The following is a 16,826-nucleotide window of genomic DNA, read 5'->3' on the forward strand; positions in this document are numbered from 1 at the left end:
TCGGATAGACTCCGCCGAGACCTGCCGGAACATGACGCTGCATGATCAAGCCCGACAAGCCCGCCAATGAAGCGCTTCGCCTGGAAGCGCTGTACCGCTACCGCATCCTTGATTCGGAACGCGAGAGATCGTTCGACGATCTGGTGGTGATCGCCAAGGCGGTCTGCGGCACGTCGATGGCGGCCGTCACGCTGATCGACGTTGAACGGCAATGGTTCAAGTCGATCCAGGGCATCGATGCCACCGAGAACCTGCGCAGTGAATCGATGTGCGGCCATGCGATCCTGCAGCCGCAGGAGGTGATGGTGGTCGAGGACGCACTGCAGGACGTGCGCTTCCATGACAATCCGGTGGTGGTGGGCGATCCGCACATCCGCTTCTACGCCGGCGCGCCGCTGATCAGCTCCGACGGACTGCCGCTGGGGACGCTGTGCGTGTTCGATGCGCGCCCGCAGCATCTGGAACGGGCCAAGGCCGAGGCACTCAGTGCGCTGTCACGGCAGGTGATGCTGGTGATGGAGCTGCGCCGCTTTGCACTGGACATCCAGAAGCACATGCTGGAACGCGATGACTACGAACGCCTGTTGTCCGAGTATCACGATGTGCTGCTGGCACAGAACGCGGATCTGGCCGAACAGAGCCGTACCGATGCACTGACCGGGCTTCCGAACCGGCGGGCGATGGCGGTCGCGCTGGAAGAGTCCCTCGCCGATGCCGATGGCCAGCCACGACAGGTTTGCGTGGCATTGCTGGACATCGACCACTTCAAGAGCATCAATGATTTCCACGGGCATGCGACCGGTGACCGTGTGCTGGCCGAACTGGGGGCATTGCTGCGCGCGCATTTCGCCGGCGGCGGAACGGCGGCGCGGTATGGCGGCGAGGAATTCGTGGCGGTGATGCCGGACACGGATCTCCACGCGGCAGGCGTGCAGTGCGAGTTCCTGCGTATGGCCGTGGGCAACCTGCCGCTCGGCTTTCCGGTTACGGTCAGCATCGGCGTGGCCATGCATCGCGCCGGCGACAGTGTCGACCAGACCCTGGCCCGTGCCGACGCGGCGCTGTACCGGGCCAAGGGCAACGGACGCAACCGCGTGGAGTTCGCGGACTGAGCCGGCCGCCCGCAACCGGCGGCCCCATCGCTGCATGGCGCCGGGTCGCAGCGGGTGCGAATGCTCCGGGTCACCATGGTTGCCTTGTTTCCAAGGATGACCACCATGCTGCAGACCCTGGCCGTCGCCAATTATCGCTCGCTGCATACGCTGGTGCTGCCGTTGCAGCAGCTGAACGTGATCACCGGCGACAACGGCAGCGGCAAGTCCAGCCTGTATCGGGCGCTGCGCCTGCTGGCTGAAACCGCCCAGGGCGGGGTGGCCTCAGCGCTGGCGCGCGAGGGTGGGCTGGGCTCGGCGCTGTGGGCAGGGCCCGGCAGGATCGACCGCCGGGTAGCTGCAGGCGAGATTCCGCTGCAGGGAGGGCCGCGACAGGAGCCGGTAGGCCTCAGACTGGGTTTCGCCACCGATGACTACGGCTACGCCATCGACCTCGGTTACCCGCCGCCCAGCCTGTCGGCATTCGCCCTGGACCCGCAGATCAAGGTCGAAGCAATCTGGGCCGGTCCCTTCCTGCGCACAGCCAGTCAGCTGGTGGATCGCCGGGGCGGGATGGTGCGGCAGCGCCATGCACGTGGCTGGGATGTGCTGGACGACCGGTTGTCGCTGTTCGACAGCCTGTTCACCCAGGTAGCTGATCCGCAGCGCATGCCGGAGACCTTCGCCCTGCGCGAGTACATCCGGCGCTGGCGCTTCTACGATCACTTCCGCAGCGATGCCGATGCCCCGGCACGGCAGCCGGCGATGGCCACGCGTACCCCGGTGCTGCACCACGATGGCCGCGATCTGGCCGCAGCGTGGGTGACCATCCTGGAAAACGGTGACCCGGTCGCGCTGGCTCGCACGGTGGACGATGCCTTTCCCGGGGCTTCGGTGGGATTCGAGGTGCTGGATGGACGGATGGTGCTGCGGTTCCACCAGCCCGGCCTGCTGCGGCCGCTGTCGATGGCCGAACTGTCCGACGGCACGCTGCGTTTCCTGCTGCTGGCTGCTGCCCTGCATACGCCGCGGCCGCCGCCGCTGATGGTGCTCAACGAACCGGAAACCAGCCTGCATCCTGACCTGCTGCCTGCGTTGGCGCGGCTGATCGTGGCGGCCAGTTCACGCAGCCAGGTGTGGGTGGTGTCGCACGCCAGCCGCCTGATCGCCGCTCTGGAGCAGGCGCCCGCATGCCATTCCGTGCATCTGCACAAGGAACACGGCCGCACGCTGCTGAGCGGGCAAGGCCTGCTGGACGCGCCGGCATGGCACTGGCCGCGGCGGTGACGTGCCCGCTCAATCGGCGACGTTGCGGGCCTCCGCGGTGCCGAGGATTTCCGGATGCTGCAACGGCTTGCGGCGGTTCAGCAGCGGATGCAGGAAGACCGCACCGACGATGATCGCCACGCCCAGGTAGAACCAGGGAGTGACTTCGTGCTGCTCGCGCAGCAGCAGTACCGCCAGCAGCACCGCATACACCGGTTCCAGGTTGGTCACCAGCTGCACGGTGTAGGCGCTGAGGTGGCGCAGCGCGACCAGGGCGAGGGCGAACGGCAGCAGGGTGCAGATGCCCGCCAGTACCAGCAGCAGGATGCCGTCGTGCAGGTCCGGCACCACCCACAGCGGGCTGGCCAGGGCCGGCAGCAGGTAGGGCATCAGCGGCGCAAGCAGGGTCAGCGTCAGGGTGCCGGCCCCCAGTTCAAGCGCAGTCACCGTCAACGGATCGGCGTGGCTGACCATGCGCTTGTTGAGCGAGCCGAACACCGCCACCAGCAGTGCAGACAGCGCGCCAACCAGAACCCCCAGCCGCATGCCATCCGGCACGCCCCCCACCACCAGCGCCACGCCCGGCAGAACTGCCAATCCGAAGGCCAGTTCGCGCAGCTGGAACGGACGCTTGGCCACCCACGGCTCGATGATCGAGGTGAACACCGGCGCCAGCGCGATGCAGGTCGCCGCCACCGAGGCATTGGCCAGTTTCACCGCACCGTAGAACGTCAGCCAGTGCAGGGCAACCAGCGCACCGATGCCGGCGTATCCGGCCACCACCCGCAACGGCAGCGTGCGCAGGCCGCGCCACACCCGTGGCAGCAGTGCCAGCATCGCCGTCACCAGCAGCATGCGCCACCACACCAGCGGCAGCGCCGGCAAGGTGATCAGCTTGCCCAGGATGGCCGTGACGCCCCACAACAGGACACAGAAGTGGATCTGCCAAAGTGCTTTGCGGGTGTCGGGCGTGCTCATCCGCCTATTGTGCGGCAAGGCGGTGACCGCTGGGCGTCGGCAGCTCGATCCTGGCCGCGTTTACCGCCCCTGAGACCCGAGCAGGTCGTCCAGCCGCCGCTGCAGGGCCATCGCCGCGGCCGGATTGCGTGCCTTGCCGGCACCGATGCAGAGCAGGTACACCTCTCGTGGCGTCGATGGGGCGGATCCGGCAAGGCATGGCAGGTCGTCGACCGGCTCGCCGACGGCCCAGCGCCGGGCGCGTTCGGCCCAGCGCTGCTGCGTGGCGGCAGGCAGCCCCTGCAGCAGACGGGCCTGGCTGCGCTTGATGCGCGCGTAGACGAAGCTGGCGGTGACGTCGCCGTGCAGCGGGGCTTCGTCGCTGTCTTCGATGACCAGCGCCACCCCGTGCCTGCGCGCGGCAGTGACCAGGGATGCGCTGTGCACCTGCGGATTGCGGATTTCAACAGCGTGCTGCAGCGCCACGCCATCGAGCTGCTTCGGCAGCTGGGCCATCAGCGCGTCCAGTGCCCCGGCATCGGCAGGGTGGCGGGGATCGAACTGCCACAGCAGCGGCCCGAGGCGGTCGCCCAGGGCGATCGCTGCCTGCAGGAACGGCGCGGCGGCCTCCACGGTGCCGGACAGGTCGCGACGCTGCACCAGATAGCGGGGTGCCTTCAGGGAGAAGCGGAAGCCGGCCGGAGTCTGCGACGCCCACTGCGCACACTGGGCCGGGGTCGGCGTGCGATAGAAGGTGCCGTTGATCTCGATGCAGCGCAGGGCACGGCTGGCGTGCGCCAGTTCCTCCCGCTGCGGCAGGCCGGGCGGATAGAACATGCCGCCGCGCCATTCCGGAAACATCCAGCCGCCGATGCCGCAGCGGATGGGGGCGGGTGCCGGCGCGGTCACTGGCGGTGGTCCGCGCGCCAGGGATCGTAGCTGCCGAACCACCACACGTAGCCTTCCGGATCGGCACAGGCGTAGCCACGGCCGCCATACGCCTGGTCAGCAATGTCGATCACGATGCGCGCGCCGGCCGCCTTGGCCCGCGCATAGTGCGCGTCGGCGTCGCTGACGATCACGCAGGCGCTCTGGGTCTGGCGGTCCCCTGTTTCGTCAGGCATCACCGCCAGCTTCGACCACGCGCTGTCGTTGCTGGTCGAACCCAGCATGATCATGCCGTGCCCGAACACCAGCTGCGCGTGGAACACCACGTCGCCATCGGCGTACACCGCCTGCGCCTGGAAGCCGAACGCGCGCTGCAGCCAGTCGATCGCCGCCAGCGCGTCGCGGTAGCGCAGGCACGGAATGATGGTGGATCCACTGCTTGATCGGCCGTTCTCGTCCATGGCACCCCTCCTATGGCACAGGGCACGATGCGCCGGCGACCGTTACCATCCCGCGAAACCCCGGTGATGGCCTGCACATGGCCGCGACCCCTGCTCGGAGATGGTTCTGGATGAATACCTGGATTGGAGGAGCCGTGCTGCTGGCCTGCACGACCATGGCGAATGCTGCAACGCCCCCGCAGCTGCAGGATCTGGATGCGACCGTCGAGCGCGTGCGTGCGCAGTTCGACGTGCCGGGCATCGCCGTTGCCGTGGTCAAGGACGGCAAGGTGGTGCTGGAACGCGGCTGGGGCGTGCGTGAGCAGGGCAGGCCGGATCCTGTGCAGGCCGATACCCTGTTCGCGATTGCCTCCAATACCAAAGCGTTCACCGCCACCTCGCTGAACCTGCTGGCCGAGGACGGCAAGCTGAAGATGGACGACAAGGTGATTGACCACCTGCCGTCGTTCCGCATGTCCGATCCGTTCGTGACCGGGCAGATGACGATCCGTGACCTGCTCTCGCATCGCAGCGGCCTCAGCCTGGGCGCGGGCGACCTGCTGTTCTGGCCGGCCACCGCCTACAGCAATGCCGAAGTGGTGGAGCGGCTGGGCAAGGTGCCGTTGAAAGGGGGATTCCGCGAGAGCTATGCCTACGACAACATCCTGTACGCCGTCGCCCAGCAGGTGATCGAGCACGTTTCCGGCATGAGCTACCAGCAGTTCCTGCAGACCCGCATCTTCGACAAGGTGGGCATGGCGGGCACGCGCTACAACGCCGACCACCTGCGGCCCGGCGACAAGGCGGCCGTCGGACACGCCAAGTACGATTTCAAGGATCTGCGCACCGTCGCACCGCTGACCTGGTCGAACAATGCCGGGGCCGGCGGCATCTATTCCAGCGCGCACGACATGGCGCGCTGGATGCAGGTGCAGCTGGCCGAGGGCGCGCTGGCCGATGGCAGCCCGCTGTTCACCGCGAAGAGCCAGCAGCAGATGTGGCGCATGATCACGCCGCAGTCGATTCCGGCGCCGAGCGTGCCGGAGCTGGCACCGGCGCGGCCGAACTTCGCCGGTTACGGCGAAGGCTGGAGCCTGAGCGATTACCGCGGGCAGAAGCTGGTCTGGCACACCGGTGGCTGGCCGGGCATGGTCTCGCGGCTGACGCTGGTGCCGGGCGAGAAGCTGGGGGTCGTGGTGCTGACCAACCAGGAAGTGGGCGCTGCGTTCAACGCGATCACGCTGAGCGTGCTCGATGCCTATCTGGGTGCGGAGAAGCACGACTGGGTGGACGCCTATGCCAAGGCCGTGGCCAAGGGCCAGGACAAGGCCGATGAGGCCTGGGCCAAGCACCAGGCAGCGCGTGTCAGGGGCAGCACTCCCTCGCTGCCGCTGGCCGGTTACACCGGCACCTTCCGCGACCGCTGGTATGGCGACATGCAGATCAGCACGGAAGGCAAGGGGCTGCGCCTGCGCTTCATGAAGACCGCGCAGCTGAGCGGCCGGCTGGAGCACTGGCAGCACGACACCTTCATCGTGCGCTGGGACGACCGTTCGCTCAATGCCGATGCCTTCGTGAACATCAGTCTCGACCCGGATGGCAAGGTGCGCGAGGTGCGCATGCAGCCGATCTCCGACCTGACCGATTTCAGCTTCGACTTCCAGGACCTGCTGTTCACCCCGGTCAACTGACGCCGCATGATCGGTAGCGCCGGGCCATGCCCGGCGGACACGGGCCGGCGCTACCGGCACCGCGCATCGTCGGTTGGCGTACACATCCGGCATGGGATACTCCGTCGGTTGCAAGAGGCGAGGGAATGCGATGTTCCGTTGGTTTGAATCCATGATTCCGGTGTTCCCGCCCGTGGACGGGCGCATGCCGCCGCGCAGGGTGCTGCCGTTCTACCTGCACTACCTCCGGCCGGTGTGGCCGGTGCTCTTGGCCACGCTGATCGCTGGCCTGCTGCTGGCGCTGGTAGAAGTGGCGATGTTCGATTACCTGGGCCGCATCGTCGACATGGTCGCCGAGCAGCCCGGCGCCGGCTTTTTCAAACGTCACGCCAATGAGCTGGGCTGGATGCTGTTCATCACCGTGATCGCGCGCCCGGTGCTGGTCGGCCTGCACAACCTGCTGGTCAACCAGGCCATCGTGCCAGGCCTGAGCAATCGTTCGCGCTGGTTGATGCACAACTACGTGGTACGTCAGAGCCTGAGCTTCTTCCAGAACGACTTCGCAGGCAGCGTCGCCAACCGGGTGATGCAGACCGGCACGTCGCTGCGCGAATCCGCTGTGCAGATGGTCGACTCGCTCTGGTACATCGTGGTCTATACCGGCACCGCGCTGTATCTGTTCGCACAGGCCGACTGGCGATTGATGATGCCGTTGCTGCTGTGGCTGATTGCCTATGCAGTGATCATGGTCTACTTCGTGCCGCGCGCGAAGGAGCGGGCATGGATCGCCTCGGAAGCACGCTCCAAGGCGATGGGTCGCATCGTCGATGGCTACACCAACATTCCTACGCTGAAGCTGTTCGCCCATGGCGGCCGCGAGCAGGCCTACGTGGCCGAGTCGATCCAGGAGCTGGCGGTCAAGCACCGCGCGCAGACCCGGGTGACGACCGGCATGGACCTGGCCATCGCCATCGTCAACGGCTTCCTGATCGCCGGGACCTGTGGCCTGGCACTGTGGCTGTGGAACGGTGGCCACATCACCGTCGGCGCGATCACCTTGGCGACGGGCCTGGTCATCCGCATCCACAACATGTCGGGCTGGATCATGTGGACCATCAACGGCATCTTCGAGGACATCGGTACGGTGCAGGACGGCATCACCACCATCGCCCAGCCGCTGACCGTGCAGGACCGTGAGGACGCCGTGCCGCTGCAGGTCACCCAGGGCGGCGTGCACTTCCAGGATGTCCATTTCCACTACGGCAAGAAGGGCGGCGTGATCGCCGGCCTTGACCTGGTGGTGAAGCCGGGCGAGAAGATCGGCCTGGTCGGGCCCTCCGGTGCCGGCAAGTCGACCCTGGTCAATGTGCTGCTGCGGCTGTATGACCTGGAAAGCGGCCGCATCCTGATCGACGGCCAGGACATCGCGCATGTCACACAGGAGAGCCTGCGCCAACAGATCGGCGTGGTGACCCAGGACACCTCGCTGCTGCACCGCTCGATCCGCGACAACCTGCTGTACGGGCGCCCGGATGCCACCGATGATCAGTTGCGTGCTGCGGTCGCCAAGGCGCGTGCGGAAGCGTTCATCGACACGCTGGTGGACGGGCAGGGGCGCCGTGGCTACGACGCACATGTCGGCGAGCGTGGGGTGAAGCTGTCCGGCGGCCAGCGCCAGCGAATCGCCATTGCCCGCGTGCTGCTGAAGGACGCGCCGATCCTGGTGCTGGACGAGGCGACGTCGGCGCTGGATTCGGAAGTGGAAGCCGCGATCCAGGACAGCCTGGACGAATTGATGGGAGGCAAGACGGTGATCGCGATCGCGCATCGGCTGTCGACCATCGCGCGCATGGACCGTCTGGTGGTCATGGACCAGGGCCGGATCGTGGAAACCGGCAGCCATGCCGAGCTGATCGCGGCCGGCGGCCTGTATGCGCGGCTGTGGGCACGGCAGACCGGCGGGTTCGTGGCGGCCGACCAGTAGCCGTTTCGGCTGCGGCCGTTCCGCGCAGGGCGTGGATGCGGCGCAAAGAAGAACGGCCCGGTTGCCCGGGCCGTTCATCATCCACATCCAGCGCAGCCGCTTACTCGATCGGCTGATCCAGCATCAGCTGGCGGGCGAAGCGCACCGGCGGTGCGCCGTAGGACAGCATCTGGTCGTGGTAGGCCTTCAGGTTGAACGTGTCGCCCAGCTTGTCCTGCATCGCCTTGCGGGTGTCGAAGTGCTCCTGCGCGCCCACGAAGTAGGTCGGCAGCTGCGCCGAGGTCAGCTGCGCGCGCACCCACTTGCCGGCCGCTTCGCTCTCCTGCTGGAACGCGTCGTGGGTCATCAGGTGCATCGCCTTCTCGCGATCCCAGTTGTCCACGTGCACGCCCTGGTCGAGGATGGCGTTGGAGATCGTGCGCAGGTAGAACTTCAGCTGCACCAGGTGGAACAGCGGATCGTTGTCGAGGTAGCCCTGCTCCTGCATCATGCGCTCGGTGTAGACCGCCCAGCCTTCGGCGAACAGGCCCGAACGCAGTACCGCGCGCAGGGTCGAGGGGAACTTGGCCGAATGCCAGCCTTCCAGGTAATGGCCCGGCGTGCCCTCATGGATGCTCAGCAGGTGGATCATGCGCGAGTTGTACTCACGCAGGAAGGAATCGACCTGCTTGTCGTTCCAGTCGTCGGGAATCGGCGACACCGCGTAGAAGGTCTTCAGGTTCTTGTCCAGCGGGCCCGGCGAATCGCAGTAGGCCACGGCCACGCCACGCTGGAATTCCGGCATCAGGATGATGTCCACCGGCGCATCCGGCAGCGTCATCAGGTCGTGCTCGCGCACGAACGCGGTGGACTGGTCCAGCGCGGCCTTGGCGTCGTCGACCACCTTGTCACGTGCCGGCTTGTCGGCGTAGGCCAGTTCCAGCGCGGCCTCGATGGCCTTCTGCTGCTGCTCGTCGGTCGGCTGCGCCGGCATCTCCGGCGCGCCCGGCTTGTCCTTCAGCACCGTCTGCGCGATGCCGTACATGTCCTCGCGCACGCGCTTGAGCTCGGCACGCGCGCGCTCACCGATCTCCTGCCGCGACAGCGAAGAACTGAGGGCGAACTTGAGCTTCTGGTCGTACTTCTCCGCACCGATGCGGAAATCACCCTTCGCGTTCGGCACGAGGGTCTTGTCCAGCCAGGTCTGCTGCTCGTCCACGGCCTTCTTCAGGCCATCGATGGCGGCCTGCAGGCGCTGCTGGTCGGCCTGCGGCAGTTCGCCGATATGCGGGGTGATGAAGGTATCGACGATGCTGAGAATGCCCTTGTTCTGCTTGGCCACCGTCTCGGCATGGATCTTCGGCACACGCGCCGGATCGAGGTTCTCGCGGGCCTGGGCGAAGATCGCCGGCAGCTTTTCCATGCGCGCGGTGGCCGACTTCAGCCGTTCCGGCAGCGGCGCGAACTCGCGTGCCATCAGGCCGTAGATCGCGCTGCCGGCGATGCCGTTGTACAGCTGCGGATCCCACTTGCCGGACTGCAGCACTTCGGCGTTCCAGATTTCCGACTGCAGCTGGTTGCGCAGGATGGCGGCATCGACCTGGTTCTCCCGGCCCAGCTTGGCCACGTCGATCCTGTCCAGCTCGCCCAGCAATGCCTTGTAGGCGGCGACAGTCTTCTGCTGGCCGGCCGCACTCAGGTCGTCGATCTCGCTGTCGTAGCGGTGGTCGCCGATCTGGGTGGCGCTGACCGGGGACAACTGCATCCAGGTGTCCAGGGCGCGCTTGGACAGATCGGCAAAGGCCGCATCGGCTGCCGCGTCACCGGCCTGCTGGCTGGCGGCGGAGGTGGAACCGGCGGTCGGGGCGTCGGCCTGCTGGCAGCCGGCGAGGGCGGCGACCAGGGCGAGGGCAAGAAGATGCGGGCGCATCGGCATTCCTGTACGGGGTCAAACCCCGAGCATAGGCCGCCAGGGCTGCTTTGTCCCCGTGCCATAGGATTACCATTGGCACCTACACGGACCCGCCAGCGGAGAAAAGGACATGGAATACCAGGGAAGCTGCCATTGCGGCAGGATCGCATTCACGGTGCAGGCCGAGGCCCCGATCAGCGACGTCATCGACTGCAACTGCTCGATGTGCCGCCGCCGCGGCAGCCTGCTGTGGTTTGCGCCGCGCGAGGCATTCCAGCTGCAGACCGATCCAGCCGATGTGGCCACCTACCAGTTCAACAGGCACCACATCGACCACCACCATTGCCGCGAGTGCGGCACTGCACCGTACAGCGAGGCCGTGGATCCGCGCAGCGGTGCGGCGATGGTGGCGGTCAACGTGCGCTGCCTGCCGCAGGTCGATCTGGCCGGCCTGTCGGTGACCTCCTACGACGGAGCCGCAGCGTGACGGTCCGGCATGGATGGGTGGGCGCATTGACCGTGCCGGCACTCGTGCTGGCCCTGGCGGCCTGCGCGAAGGTGGAGCACGCGGCCGGCGGCGGTGGTGCCACAGCCGAAGCCGTGGCGTCGCCCGAAGGCGCCTTCCTGGCCTATGAACACGACGTACAGGTACAGCTGGACGCGGAAGCGATCGCGCCGCGCATCCAGCAGGTCGCGCAGGCCTGCCAGAGTGCGAAGTTCGGCGACTGTGCGGTGCTGCAGGTGGACCAGCGCAGTGGCGATTCGCCCAGCGGCGAGGTCCGTGTGCGCATCGCGCCGAAGGGCGTGGAGCCCCTGATCGGCCTGGCGGGCGAGGGCGGCACACTGCAGTCGCGCACCACCCGCGCCGAGGATCTTGCACAGCAGGTGGCCGATACCGCGTTGACCAAGGCACGGTTGGAGAAGGAACACGCACGCCTGCTCGCCTACCAGGACCGTGGCGGTCTGAAGATCGAGGATCTGCTGGCGATCAGCACGCGCCTGTCGGAGATCGAGGCGGGGGTGGAGCAGGCCAGCAAGGACGCCGCGCAGCAGCGTCGCCGCATCGATACGCAGCTGCTGACGCTGCACTTCGGTACCACCTCCGGCGAGCGCGGCCGCAGCGAGATCGGCGATGCGCTGAGCGAGTCTGGCAGCATCCTCAGTACCAGTATCGCCTTCCTGATCCGTGCGGCGGCTGCATTGCTGCCGGTTGCGGTACTGGCATTGATCGCAGGATGGGGTGTGAGGGCGGGGTTGCGTCGCCGCCGTCGGACGCCGTAACGCGCGGGTTCGCCGGGCCACGCCCGGCGATGCTCAGCCTTCGTCGGTCTCGTATTCGACGAACACGTCCAGCTCCAGCGCAAGCTCCTGCACCGCGTCACGAACCTTCTGCGCGGTGCTTTCGTTGCCCACCTCCACCTCCAGTTCGTGGATGCCCGGACCGATGTCATCGGACAGTCCTGCCGAACTGGAGTCATCGTCGTCCATGTGTGGCATCAGATCGTCGGTTTCCTCGACATGTTCGATGCCTTCCAGGCCCAGCAGCAGGTCGCTGATCGCACGGGCGTCGTCTTCGGTTCCAGTAATGCGCATTCGCAGCAGGGCCATGGCAGATGCAGGTCGTTGTGGAGGTATCCGCAGCGTAGCCAGCGATGGGCAAAGACCGGGTGAGGGCCTGGTCAGCCGGGCGTGGGCGCGCGGCCGAGCAGACTGTCGGGCAGTGCCGGGATCGGTGTGCGGTCGTCCTGTGCCTGGCCCAGCAGCCAATCGATGAACAGGCGTGCGGCAGGACTGGGCGGCTGGCCTTCGGCATGCACCACGTAATACGCATAGCGGGCCTTCAGGGCGGGCCCGGGCAGCCGCACCACCTCGTAGCGCTGCAGGTAGGGTTGGGCGATGTGGGTGCGCGCCAGCACCGCACCCATGCCGTACACCGCCGCCCGCATCGCATCGGTGCTGTCGGCGAAGGTGTGCATCGGCGGCAGCGGCGAGGGCGGGCGTACGCCCGCATGACGGAACCAGTCGCGCCAGCCCTGCGGCGAGAGATCGGTCAGCAGCGGCAGTTCGGCGATGCGCGCCGGATCGTGCAGGGCTTCCACGCCCGGCAGCGCCGGCGAGGCGACCGGGAACAGGCTGTCGTCCATCAGGTGTTGCGCATGCAGCCCCGGCCACTGGCCCAGGCCATAGCGGATGCCCACCTCCGGTCCGTTGTCGTCGTAGCGGTCCAGGCCGCTGCCGGTGTGCAGTTCCACCCGGATGTGCGGATGCGCCTGGGTGAAGCGCGGCAGGCGTGGCAGCAGCCAGCAGTACGACAGCGAGCGCAGGGTGGTGATGCGCAGCGGCACGCTGTCCGCATCCGGATGCAGATTGTGGGCGACGGCGGCGACATCGGTGAACGCCGCACTGGCCGCGTCGGCCAGCTGCCGGCCTTCGGCGGTCAGCCGCACGCCGCGGGCATGGCGCAGGAACAGGCGGGTTTCCAGAACCTCTTCCAGGCGGCGGACATGGTGGCTGACCGCGCTGGCGGTCAGGTGCAGTTCCTGCGCAGCCTGGGCGAAGTTCTGGTGGCGCGCGGCGACCGCGAACACGGCCAGGGCAGGGAGCAGGGAAGGGCGTAGCTGCATGTCCAGCCTCAAAACATACTTGTGGCTGGCAGCGATACTACGCGCTTGTGCGGCGGGCGTCTGCGTCTGATCCTGTTGTACCAACCGAGGAGTGGATGATGGACGGAGGCAGGGCATGAATGCGGTCCCACAGGCGGCCGAGCGCGACTGGCGCACACCGCTGGAGTTGACCCTGCTGGGCGCCATCTGGGGGTGCTCGTTCCTGTTCATGCGGGTGGCGGTGCCATCGTTCGGCCCGTTCGCCCTGGTCGAGGTGCGTCTGCTGCTGGGGGCACTGGTACTGCTGCCGTTCCTGTGGCGCGCGCGGGCGCAGTTCCCGCCGCGGCGCTGGCTGTGGCTGGCGCCGATCGGCCTGGTCAACTCGGCGTTGCCGTTCGTGCTGTTCGCCTACGCCGCCGAGCACGCACCGGCGGCGATCGGTGCGATCTGCAATGCGATGACGGTCCTGTTCGCCGCGCTCATCGCCTTCCTGTTCTTCGGCGAGAAGATTGGTGTGCGTCGCGCGGGTGCGTTGCTGGTCGGCTTTGCCGGCGTGGTGGTGCTGGCGACGGCCAAGGTCTCGGGCCTGGGCATCGGCACGGCCGTGCTGGCCGGCGCCGCGGCATCGCTGCTGTACGGACTGGGGGTGAACCTGGTGAAGCGGCACATGGCAGGCCTGCCGTCCGCTGCCGCAGCGGCGGCGACGCTGTCCTGCGCCTCGCTGTGGATGCTGCCGATGGCGGTGAGCCATTGGCCGCAGGCCGCGATTCCGCTCAAGGCGTGGGGCGCGGCGATTGCCTTGGGCGTGGCCTGCACCGGGCTGGCGTTCCTGATGTTCTACCGTCTGATCGGCCGCATCGGCCCGTCGCGTGCATCCACGGTGACCTACCTGATTCCACTGTTCGGTGCGGCGTTCGCGTGGTTGTTCCTGGGTGAGCCGGTGACGCTGCAGATGCTGATTGCGGGTGCGTTGATTCTGGGTAGCGTGGCGGTGAGTCAGAAGGGCTGAGGCGTTGGCGTTTTGCGCGTGGCGCGTGCTGAAGGTGCTTCACTGTTCATGGGCGTTACTTTTCTTTTCGCGCGAAAAGAAAAGTAACCAAAAGAAACGCGCCGCCAAGCCGCGAGCCGCCGTGCTTCGCACGTCGGTCCCCTGCGCTTCTCGGTGAATCAGGGGACGGTGCCGAACTCGCTGCGCTCAGACATCGGCACCTCTCCGCCCCTGATTCCCCTGCGATGCTCGGCTCGCTCAAGGCGGACTGAAGGTCAAGATCACCAGCAACAGCAACAGCAACAGCAACAGCATCCACGCTTGACGTGGATCTGCTGGGTGCAGCTGTGGACTTTGATCTGGGTCCGCCTTGAGCGAGCCGAGCACCGCAGGTCCGGCGAGGGCGAAGAGGCGCGGGTGTCTGAGCGCAGCGAGTTCCCGCGCCGTCCCTCGACGGGCCGAGGAGCGCAGGGTACCGATGCGCAACGCGCATCGGCTCGCGGTCGGCGGAACGTTTCTTTTGGTTACTTTTCTTTGCGTACAAAGAAAAGTGACGCCCATGAACAGTGAAGCACCTTCAGCACGGGTCACGTGCAGGAACCCATCACCGCACCGGCACCGGAACATTGCACAGATCGATATGCCCAGCCGGACGCTTGTAGAAATCATCCACGCGATTGCGTCGCGCCTCCACCGTATCGGCGAAAGTCTTTGAATCAGTACGCAACACCTGGATCGGCGTGCGTTCGGCGGCCGCCACGTCGCCGGCACGGCGGATCGAAATGATCGGCGTGCGCAGTTTCGGGTCTTCATAGAAGCCCATCGGCGCCGGGCCGCGCGGGATCGCGCTGAGCAGTTCCATGCCCTTCAGGACGCGACCGACCAGGGTGATGTTGCGGTCCAGCTGACGTGGCGACTGCCCGGTCACCACGTACAGTTCGGCACCGATGCTGCTGTCCTCGTCGTTGTTGCGACCGGCCCCCAGCATGCCGTAGCAGTGCGCCAGCCAGGCCTTGCCGGCCTGCGGATCCTGTCCGACCGGGAAGCCATCGACGAAACCGGTCTGCGCCGCCCAGCCATCGCGGTCCGGCAGCACGCTCACCTTCAGGCCGGCGCTGGCACGCTCGAACTCGGCCGGCAGCTTGCGCGCGCCATTGCCGAACGGCCTGGCCTTGGCCGGGTCATCGGCGTCGGCATCGCCGAACTGCACGACGAAGTTGTCCTGGGAACGGTAGATGCTGGTGCCGTCCCAGAAGTGCTCGTGGGCGAACGTCTGGATGTTGGCGACATGGCGTGGTGCGAACTGGGGCGCCAGTTCGATGATCACCCGGCCGGCAGGCAGATCCATGTACAGCAGGTTGGCCGGGTCGGGGGTGCGCCAATCGCTGGCGGCCGAGGCGTCAAGGATCTGCTGCGGGCTGCGGTAGGGCGTCGCTGCGCTGGCCAGCGAGGGCAACAGGCAGGCCAGGGCGAGGGCGGTCAGGGCAAGGCGACGACGGTGCGGCATGGAAACCCCGGAACATGAACGAGCCCTCGATTCTGCGCGAGCCGCAGGGCCACGCCAACCGGCAGGATGACTAACGACACATTCGCTATACCGAACTTCGCACTACTGTGGACTTCAACGTAGTGGAGGGCCGGGCATGTCGGAAGACGACATCCACCTGAAGAAGTTCCAGAAGGAGCTCAGCGCCGGAACCGTGTCGCTGGCCCTGCTGGCGGTGCTGGCCCGTACCGGCGAGCCGCTGTACGGGTACCTCATCGCCAAGGAGCTGGAGCGCGTGGGCGAGGGCGTGCTGAGTGGCAAGCAGAGCGCGCTGTACCCGGTGCTGCGCAACCTGGAGAGCGGCGGCCTGCTGGAGAGCCATGTCGAGCCCTCCAGCAGCGGGCCGCCCCGGCGCTACTACCGCATCAATGACCGTGGCCGCGAAGTGCTGGCGCAGTGGCGCCAGGCCTGGCAGGCCACCCGTGATTCCGTCGATTCCGTGTTGGAGGGGGTACCGCAATGAACGACCCGAGCCTGGCAGGCCGCGCCCTGCCGACCACCATCCCGCAGTACCTGGCGCAACTGCGCGAGGCGCTGCAGGGCGCCGATCCGGCGATGGTGCAGGACGCGCTGTATGACGCCGAGGAATACCTGCGTTCCGAGCTGGCCGCCCAGCCCGGTCGCAGCGAGGCGGAGGTGATTGCCGATGTGGCCGGCAGCTACGGTGCGCCCGATGAAGTGGCGGAGATCTACCGCGAAACGGAAGTCACCGTGAACCGCGCATTGCGCACGCCGCGCGCCGACACCGCGCCGGTGCTGCGTGTGGCAGCCGAGGCCAGTGGTGTGGAACCGGCCGCGGCACCGCCGGTGCCGCGGCCGCGCTCTCTGCTGTCGCGCTTCTTTGGCGTGGTGGCCGATCCGCACACCTATGGCGCGCTGTTCTACATGCTGCTGTCGCTGGCCACCGGCATCTTCTTCTTCACCTGGGTGGTGACCGGCCTGTCGCTGTCGCTCGGCCTGCTGATCCTGATCATCGGCGTGCCGTTGACCGTGCTGTTCTTCGGTTCGGTGCGCGGGCTGGCACTGCTGGAGGGGCGCCTGGTCGAGGCGCTGCTGGGCGAGCGCATGCCGCGGCGGCCGCGCTATACCGACCGCAGCCGCAGTTGGCTGCAGCGTATCGGCGACATGTTCACGGACGGCCGCACCTGGCTGACCCTGTTGTACTTCGTGCTGATGCTGCCCTTGGGCATCGTCTACTTCACCATCGCGGTGACGCTGCTGTCGCTGTCGCTGGGACTGATCTGGGCGCCGGTGGCAGCGATCTTCAGCGGGGAAATCCCGGGCGTGTACGTTGATGGCGTGAACGTGCTGCCGATGGCTGCCTCGCCGCTGGTCGGGATCGTGGTCGCCGCGGCGGGTGCCCTGCTGCTACTGCTGACGCTGCACCTGGCACGCGGCATCGGCAGGCTGCATGGCCTGATCGCCAAGAACCTGCTGGTGCGCCTGTAAGCGACGAGGGGTCGGATCCCTGTTCGCAGAACAGGGCTCTGACTCCGTTCGAG

At 67.1% G+C, this 16,826-nt stretch carries 17 protein-coding genes; 9 read left to right on the top strand and 8 right to left on the bottom strand.

Features of this window, described 5'->3' with window-relative positions; genetic code table 11:
• Positions 1–41 precede the first annotated feature (41 nt).
• Both AC06FB_RS15125 and AC06FB_RS15130 read left to right on the top strand, forming a co-directional pair.
• A complete protein-coding gene (locus AC06FB_RS15125) occupies positions 42–1,112 on the top strand; it encodes a sensor domain-containing diguanylate cyclase (RefSeq protein ID WP_193395611.1) in 1,071 nt (356 codons plus the stop codon).
• Positions 1,113–1,217: 105 nt separating this feature from the next.
• Positions 1,218–2,378: an AAA family ATPase gene (locus AC06FB_RS15130; protein WP_111185809.1), complete on the top strand. Its 1,161-nt coding sequence runs from the start codon at positions 1,218–1,220 to the stop codon at positions 2,376–2,378.
• 9 nt (positions 2,379–2,387) lie between these two features.
• On the opposite strand, the gene AC06FB_RS15135 is transcribed toward AC06FB_RS15130, so the two are convergent.
• The 3 genes from AC06FB_RS15135 to AC06FB_RS15145 are packed head-to-tail and all read right to left on the bottom strand — an operon-like array spanning position 2,388 to position 4,663.
• Positions 2,388–3,335, bottom strand: a complete 948-nt coding sequence (locus AC06FB_RS15135; RefSeq protein WP_053518775.1) for a DMT family transporter — start codon at positions 3,333–3,335, stop codon at positions 2,388–2,390.
• Positions 3,336–3,395: 60 nt separating this feature from the next.
• Positions 3,396–4,175 (bottom strand): DUF72 domain-containing protein, encoded by a 780-nt coding sequence (locus tag AC06FB_RS15140; RefSeq protein ID WP_478053849.1) that lies wholly within the window; start codon positions 4,173–4,175, stop codon positions 3,396–3,398.
• A gap of 44 nt (positions 4,176–4,219) precedes the next feature.
• Positions 4,220–4,663 carry a VOC family protein gene (locus AC06FB_RS15145; RefSeq protein ID WP_478053850.1) on the bottom strand — a complete coding sequence of 148 codons (444 nt, stop codon included), beginning with the start codon at positions 4,661–4,663 and terminating at the stop codon, positions 4,220–4,222.
• Between the two features lie 110 nt (positions 4,664–4,773).
• On the opposite strand from AC06FB_RS15145, the gene AC06FB_RS15150 reads away from it, so the two are divergent.
• Together AC06FB_RS15150 and smrA are read left to right on the top strand one after the other, a co-directional pair.
• Positions 4,774–6,333: a serine hydrolase gene (locus AC06FB_RS15150; protein ID WP_065174683.1), complete on the top strand. Its 1,560-nt coding sequence runs from the start codon at positions 4,774–4,776 to the stop codon at positions 6,331–6,333.
• Between the two features lie 130 nt (positions 6,334–6,463).
• Positions 6,464–8,296, top strand: coding sequence for a multidrug efflux ABC transporter SmrA (smrA, locus tag AC06FB_RS15155; protein ID WP_478053851.1), 1,833 nt, complete (start codon positions 6,464–6,466; stop codon positions 8,294–8,296).
• 100 nt (positions 8,297–8,396) lie between these two features.
• Here smrA and AC06FB_RS15160 read toward each other — a convergent pair whose 3' ends face one another.
• Complete coding sequence (locus AC06FB_RS15160; protein WP_111185803.1) at positions 8,397–10,205, bottom strand: DUF885 domain-containing protein; 1,809 nt, start codon at positions 10,203–10,205, stop codon at positions 8,397–8,399.
• Positions 10,206–10,317: 112 nt separating this feature from the next.
• On the opposite strand from AC06FB_RS15160, the gene AC06FB_RS15165 reads away from it, so the two are divergent.
• A complete protein-coding gene (locus AC06FB_RS15165; protein ID WP_053518787.1) occupies positions 10,318–10,674 on the top strand; it encodes a GFA family protein in 357 nt (118 codons plus the stop codon).
• On the top strand, positions 10,671–11,468 hold the full coding sequence (locus AC06FB_RS15170) for a DUF4349 domain-containing protein (RefSeq protein WP_231107709.1): 798 nt from the start codon (positions 10,671–10,673) through the stop codon (positions 11,466–11,468). Before AC06FB_RS15165 ends, AC06FB_RS15170 begins: the two co-directional genes overlap by 4 nt.
• Positions 11,469–11,501: 33 nt before the next feature.
• On the opposite strand, the gene AC06FB_RS15175 is transcribed toward AC06FB_RS15170, so the two are convergent.
• On the bottom strand, positions 11,502–11,795 hold the full coding sequence (locus AC06FB_RS15175; protein WP_053518791.1) for a hypothetical protein: 294 nt from the start codon (positions 11,793–11,795) through the stop codon (positions 11,502–11,504).
• Positions 11,796–11,866: 71 nt separating this feature from the next.
• Entirely contained in the window at positions 11,867–12,811 is a 945-nt protein-coding gene (locus AC06FB_RS15180; RefSeq protein WP_180875677.1) for a LysR substrate-binding domain-containing protein, read from the bottom strand.
• A 115-nt stretch (positions 12,812–12,926) separates the two neighbouring features.
• Between AC06FB_RS15180 and AC06FB_RS15185 the strand changes: the two genes are divergently transcribed.
• Positions 12,927–13,799 (top strand): DMT family transporter, encoded by an 873-nt coding sequence (locus AC06FB_RS15185; RefSeq protein WP_065174688.1) that lies wholly within the window; start codon positions 12,927–12,929, stop codon positions 13,797–13,799.
• A gap of 237 nt (positions 13,800–14,036) precedes the next feature.
• Here AC06FB_RS15185 and AC06FB_RS15190 read toward each other — a convergent pair whose 3' ends face one another.
• Positions 14,037–14,369 carry a hypothetical protein gene (locus AC06FB_RS15190; RefSeq protein ID WP_478053852.1) on the bottom strand — a complete coding sequence of 111 codons (333 nt, stop codon included), beginning with the start codon at positions 14,367–14,369 and terminating at the stop codon, positions 14,037–14,039.
• Positions 14,370–14,382: 13 nt separating this feature from the next.
• Positions 14,383–15,285, bottom strand: a complete 903-nt coding sequence (locus AC06FB_RS15195) for a peptidylprolyl isomerase (RefSeq protein ID WP_478053853.1) — start codon at positions 15,283–15,285, stop codon at positions 14,383–14,385.
• 136 nt (positions 15,286–15,421) lie between these two features.
• On the opposite strand from AC06FB_RS15195, the gene AC06FB_RS15200 reads away from it, so the two are divergent.
• Together AC06FB_RS15200 and AC06FB_RS15205 are read left to right on the top strand one after the other, a co-directional pair.
• Positions 15,422–15,787 (top strand): PadR family transcriptional regulator, encoded by a 366-nt coding sequence (locus AC06FB_RS15200; protein ID WP_111185797.1) that lies wholly within the window; start codon positions 15,422–15,424, stop codon positions 15,785–15,787.
• Positions 15,784–16,773: a sensor domain-containing protein gene (locus AC06FB_RS15205; protein WP_478053854.1), complete on the top strand. Its 990-nt coding sequence runs from the start codon at positions 15,784–15,786 to the stop codon at positions 16,771–16,773. The genes AC06FB_RS15200 and AC06FB_RS15205 overlap by 4 nt, the downstream gene beginning before the upstream one ends.
• Positions 16,774–16,826 lie beyond the last annotated feature (53 nt).

The sequence above is a fragment of the Stenotrophomonas sp. Steno-C15 genome, assembly GCF_056393265.1.

Excerpts from the sequence above, each read along its gene's own strand:
- AC06FB_RS15125 (WP_193395611.1), top strand. The coding sequence starts at position 42 with ATGATCAAGCCCGACAAGCCCGCCAATGAAGCGCTTCGCCTGGAAGCG.
- AC06FB_RS15130 (WP_111185809.1), top strand. The coding sequence starts at position 1,218 with ATGCTGCAGACCCTGGCCGTCGCCAATTATCGCTCGCTGCATACGCTG.
- AC06FB_RS15135 (WP_053518775.1), bottom strand. The coding sequence starts at position 3,335 with ATGAGCACGCCCGACACCCGCAAAGCACTTTGGCAGATCCACTTCTGT.
- AC06FB_RS15140 (WP_478053849.1), bottom strand. The coding sequence starts at position 4,175 with ATGTTTCCGGAATGGCGCGGCGGCATGTTCTATCCGCCCGGCCTGCCG.
- AC06FB_RS15145 (WP_478053850.1), bottom strand. The coding sequence starts at position 4,663 with ATGGACGAGAACGGCCGATCAAGCAGTGGATCCACCATCATTCCGTGC.
- AC06FB_RS15150 (WP_065174683.1), top strand. The coding sequence starts at position 4,774 with ATGAATACCTGGATTGGAGGAGCCGTGCTGCTGGCCTGCACGACCATG.
- smrA (WP_478053851.1), top strand. The coding sequence starts at position 6,464 with ATGTTCCGTTGGTTTGAATCCATGATTCCGGTGTTCCCGCCCGTGGAC.
- AC06FB_RS15160 (WP_111185803.1), bottom strand. The coding sequence starts at position 10,205 with ATGCGCCCGCATCTTCTTGCCCTCGCCCTGGTCGCCGCCCTCGCCGGC.
- AC06FB_RS15165 (WP_053518787.1), top strand. The coding sequence starts at position 10,318 with ATGGAATACCAGGGAAGCTGCCATTGCGGCAGGATCGCATTCACGGTG.
- AC06FB_RS15175 (WP_053518791.1), bottom strand. The coding sequence starts at position 11,795 with ATGGCCCTGCTGCGAATGCGCATTACTGGAACCGAAGACGACGCCCGT.
- AC06FB_RS15180 (WP_180875677.1), bottom strand. The coding sequence starts at position 12,811 with ATGCAGCTACGCCCTTCCCTGCTCCCTGCCCTGGCCGTGTTCGCGGTC.
- AC06FB_RS15185 (WP_065174688.1), top strand. The coding sequence starts at position 12,927 with ATGAATGCGGTCCCACAGGCGGCCGAGCGCGACTGGCGCACACCGCTG.
- AC06FB_RS15195 (WP_478053853.1), bottom strand. The coding sequence starts at position 15,285 with ATGCCGCACCGTCGTCGCCTTGCCCTGACCGCCCTCGCCCTGGCCTGC.
- AC06FB_RS15200 (WP_111185797.1), top strand. The coding sequence starts at position 15,422 with ATGTCGGAAGACGACATCCACCTGAAGAAGTTCCAGAAGGAGCTCAGC.
- AC06FB_RS15205 (WP_478053854.1), top strand. The coding sequence starts at position 15,784 with ATGAACGACCCGAGCCTGGCAGGCCGCGCCCTGCCGACCACCATCCCG.